Annotated in this window: 3 protein-coding genes; 2 read left to right on the forward strand and 1 reads right to left on the reverse strand. The window is 69.4% G+C overall.

Annotated elements, in window-relative coordinates; translation table 11 throughout:
• Both valS and JHD21_RS21070 read left to right on the forward strand, forming a co-directional pair.
• On the forward strand, window positions 1-2,295 hold a 2,295-nt coding region (valS, locus tag JHD21_RS21065; protein WP_292679420.1), incomplete at its 5' end, for a valine--tRNA ligase.
• Between the two features lie 199 nt (window positions 2,296-2,494).
• Complete coding sequence (locus JHD21_RS21070) at window positions 2,495-3,463, forward strand: hypothetical protein (protein ID WP_292679421.1); 969 nt, start codon at window positions 2,495-2,497, stop codon at window positions 3,461-3,463.
• 107 nt (window positions 3,464-3,570) lie between these two features.
• Here JHD21_RS21070 and clpX read toward each other — a convergent pair.
• On the reverse strand, window positions 3,571-4,392 hold an 822-nt coding region (gene clpX, locus JHD21_RS21075), incomplete at its 5' end, for an ATP-dependent Clp protease ATP-binding subunit ClpX (RefSeq protein WP_292679422.1).

Consider the following 4,392-nt stretch of genomic DNA (forward strand, 5'->3'; position numbering starts at 1 on the left):
GTCCAGAACTACTTCGGCGTGCGGTGCGACCCGTCGCTCCCCTACGACCCCGACTTCACCCCGCCCGAGAAGCCGGACCCCAAGCGGCAGCTCCCGGTCAGCCGTCCCAACTTCGTCGAGCTGTGCGAGCGGCTGGTCGAGGAGGACGAGCAGGTCTTCGAGCAGCTGTGGCGCCAGCTCGGCCTCTCGGTCGACTGGTCGATGACCTACACGACCATCGGCCCGGACGCGACGCGGGCCAGCCAGCGCGCGTTCCTGCGCAACTTCGCCCGCGGCGAGGCCTACCTCCAGGAGGCGCCGACCCTCTGGGACGTCACCTTCCAGACCGCGGTCGCCCAGGCCGAGCTCGAGGCCCGGGACTACGCCGGGGCCTACCACCGGGTCGCCTACCACCGTGCCGACGGCAGCCCCGTCCACATCGAGACGACCCGCCCCGAGCTGATCGCCAGCGTGGTCGCGCTCATCGCGCACCCTGACGACGAGCGCTACGCCGACCTGTTCGGGACCACGGTCACCTCACCGGTCTTCGGCGTCGAGGTCCCGGTCGTGGCGCACCCGCTCGCCGAGATGGACAAGGGCGCGGGCATCGCCATGTGCTGCACCTTCGGCGACCTCACCGACGTCACCTGGTGGCGCGAGCTCGACCTGCCGGTCCGCACCGTGATCGGCCGTGACGGCCGGTTCACCCGGGAGACGCCCGAGTGGCTCTCCGGGGAGCGTGCCGCGGCGGCGTACGAGCGGCTGGCGGGCAAGACCGTCTTCTCGGCCCGCGAGGAGATGGTCGCGATGCTGCGCGAGACCGGCGACCTCGAGGGCGACCCGCAGCCCACGCAGCGGATGGCCAACTTCTACGAGAAGGGCGACAAGCCCCTCGAGATCGTCTCCACGCGGCAGTGGTACATCCGCAACGGCGGCCGCGACGCAGCTCTGCGCGCAGAGATGCTCGAGCGCGGTGCCGAGATCGAGTGGCTCCCGCCGTTCATGAAGCACCGCTTCGACAACTGGGTCGGCGGCCTCAACGGCGACTGGCTGATCTCCCGCCAGCGGTTCTTCGGCATCCCGTTCCCGGTCTGGTACCCCCTCGACGACGCCGGTGAGCCCGACTACGCGCACCCGCTGACCGCGACCGAGGCCGAGCTGCCCGTCGACCCGTCGACCCAGGCGCCGCGCGGCTACGAGGAGTCGCAGCGCGGCCGGCCCGGCGGGTTCATCGGCGACCCGGACGTCATGGACACGTGGGCCACCTCGTCGCTCACCCCGCACATCGCGGGCGGGTGGGAGACCGACAACGACCTGTTCGAGCGGGTCTTCCCGATGGACCTCTGCACGCACGCGCACGACATCATCCGCACCTGGCTCTTCTCGCGGGTCGTCCGGTCCCACTTCGAGAACCACGTGTCGCCGTGGACGCACGCGATGATCTCCGGCTTCATCGTCGACCCGGACCGCAAGAAGATGTCGAAGTCCAAGGGCAACGTCGTCGTCCCCACCGAGATCCTCGAGAAGTACGGCGCCGACGCGGTGCGCTGGCGGGCCGCGATCGCCCGGCCGGGCCTCGACTCGCCGTTCGACGAGTCGCAGATGAAGGTCGGCCGCCGGCTGGCGATGAAGGTCCTCAACGCCTCCAAGTTCGTCCTGGGCGGCGTCGAGGCCACGACGCTCAACGCGTTCGAGGTCTCCGAGCCGATCGACTGCGCGCTGTTGGGCCGGCTGGCCGTGGTGATCACCAAGGCCACCGACGCGTTCGAGGCCTACGACTACACGACCGCGCTCGAGGTCAGCGAGAAGTTCTTCTGGGAGTTCTGCGACGACTACCTCGAGCTGGTCAAGGAGCGCGCCTACGACGCCGAGGCCGGGCCCGCAGGCGACTCGGCGCGGGCGACCCTGGCGATCGCGCTCGAGGTGCAGCTGCGCCTGCTGGCGCCGTTCCTGCCCTACGTGACCGAGGAGGTCTGGTCGTGGTGGCGGGAGGGCTCCATCCACCGCGCCCCGTGGCCCACCGTGGTCGACCTCGGCTCGGCCGCCGCTGCCGACCCGGCCATGGTCGACGCGGTGGCCGCCGCCCTGATCGGTATCCGCGGCGCCAAGTCCGAGGCGAAGGTCTCCATGCGCGCCGAGCTGTCCCGGGTCGAGATCACCGGCCCCGAGGCCCTGGTCCGGGCCGCCGAGCTCGCCGCCCCCGACCTGCGCGCCACCGGCAAGGTGACGGGCGACCTGGTGTTCACCGTCGACGAGTCCGCCTCGGCGCTCTCGGTCGCCGCCGAGCTCGCTGACGTGGCCCCAGCGAGCGACTGACGGCTGGCGGCGGAGTCCCCGGATATCCGGTGACTCCGACGCTTCTGCACCGAGATCTTGGTGCAGAAGCGAAGGACTCACCGCAGAAGTCCCGTCGGTAGGCGCCAGCCTCGGTCCACCGTGGCCGACAACCGGTACTTGTCCACAGGTGGCTCCCACGGCCTGACTCACGCGCCCCCATCGCGCAAGTCTGCAGGTCATGAGCACTCAACAGTCCCAAGCCTGGTCGGCCGACGATCCTCGACTCAGCCGGATCTGGCTCCGCAAGGAACTCATCGCCAGCGGCCTCAACGACCGGTCGATCGCGACCATGGTCGCTGCAGGCGAGCTGCACCGAGTGAGGTACGGCAGCTACGTCAACGGCGACGCGTGGCGACGGGCCTCGGAGACGCAACGGCACTCGATCCTGGTCAAGGCGGTCGTCCGACGGGCCAACGCCGACGTCGTGGTGTCACACACCAGCGCCGCCAACGAGTGGGAGGTCGCCCTCTGGGATCGGCCGCACGACGTCGTGCACCTGACGCGCACCGATCAGGCAGCCGGTCGCCGCGAGGCCGGCGTCCTGCAGCACCTGGGTGAGCTCCGTGACGGAGACGTCGTCGTGCGCCATGGGATATCGGTCACGAGCCCGACTCGTACCGCCCTCGACTGCGCGTGTGTGCTCGACGTCGAGCACGCGCTCGTGATCATCTGCGACCTGCTCCATCGGCGACTCACGACCCTTGAGGAGCTCCAGGCGATGGAGAAGCTCATGAGCCAGTGGCCGGGGAGCCTCGGTGTTCGCTTGGTGCTCGGGCTGGCCGATCCCGGATGCGAGTCGGTGGGTGAGCGCAGGTTCCTCTACCTTGCGTGGAAGCAGGGCCTCCCCCGGCCTGAGGCTCAACACGAGGTGACCGACGAGGCCGGTCAGCGCTATCGACTCGACTTCGCCTGGCCCGAGCACAGGGTCTGGCTCGAGTTCGACGGGCGCGTGAAGTACGAGAGGTTCCTCAAGGAGGGCGAGTCGGTGACCGACGCGGTGCTTCGCGAGAAGCGTCGCGAGGAGGAGATCGCGCGGCTGACGGGCTGGCGCTGCATCCGCATCACGTGGGCGGACCTGGAGCACCCGGAGCGAACCGCGGCCAAGATCCGCGCACTGCTGTTCCCGACTCAGCGCGCGGCCTGCTGACGAACTTCTGCACCTAGTCCGACGCTTCTGGACCGAGATCTCGGTGCAGAAGCGTCGGAGTCACCGGATCTCCGGGGACTCCTCCACCAGCCGCGCCGGGCTCCCCGCTACGCCGACTTCTTCTTCGGCTTGTCCTCGCGCAGCACGATCTCCGGAGGTACGTCGTCGAGGACGGTCTCCTTGGTCACGACGACCTTGGCGACGTCGCCGCGCGAGGGGACGTCGTACATCACGTGGAGGAGGACCTCCTCGATGATGGCGCGCAGGCCGCGGGCACCGGTGCCGCGCTCCATGGCGTGGTCGGCGATGGCCGCGATGGCGTCCTCGGTGAACTCGAGCTCGACACCGTCGATCTCGAAGAGCTTCTGGTACTGCTTCACCAGCGCGTTGCGAGGCTCGGTGAGGATCTGGATGAGCGCCGCCTGGTCGAGCTTGGACACCGACGCGATGAGCGGCAGCCGGCCGATGAACTCGGGGATCAGGCCGAACTTCGTGAGGTCCTCGGGGCGCACCTGCTGGAGGAGGTCCTCGGCGTCGCGCTCCTCCTTGCCGCGCACCTCGGCGGTGAAGCCCAGGGTCTTCTTGCCGACCCGCTGCTCGATGATGTGCTCGAGCCCCGCGAAGGCACCGCCCACCACGAACAGGATGTTGGTGGTGTCGATCTGGATGAACTCCTGGTGCGGGTGCTTGCGCCCGCCCTGCGGCGGCACCGAGGCGGTGGTGCCCTCGAGGATCTTGAGCAGGGCCTGCTGCACGCCCTCGCCGGAGACGTCGCGGGTGATCGAGGGGTTCTCCGCCTTGCGGGCCACCTTGTCGATCTCGTCGATGTAGATGATGCCGGTCTCGGCCTTCTTGACGTCGTAGTCGGCGGCCTGGATGAGCTTGAGGAGGATGTTCTCGACGTCCTCGCCGACGTAGCCGGCCTCGGT

Origin of the sequence: Nocardioides sp., from assembly GCF_016462705.1 — a bacterium.
GTDB lineage: Bacteria > Actinomycetota > Actinomycetes > Propionibacteriales > Nocardioidaceae > Nocardioides.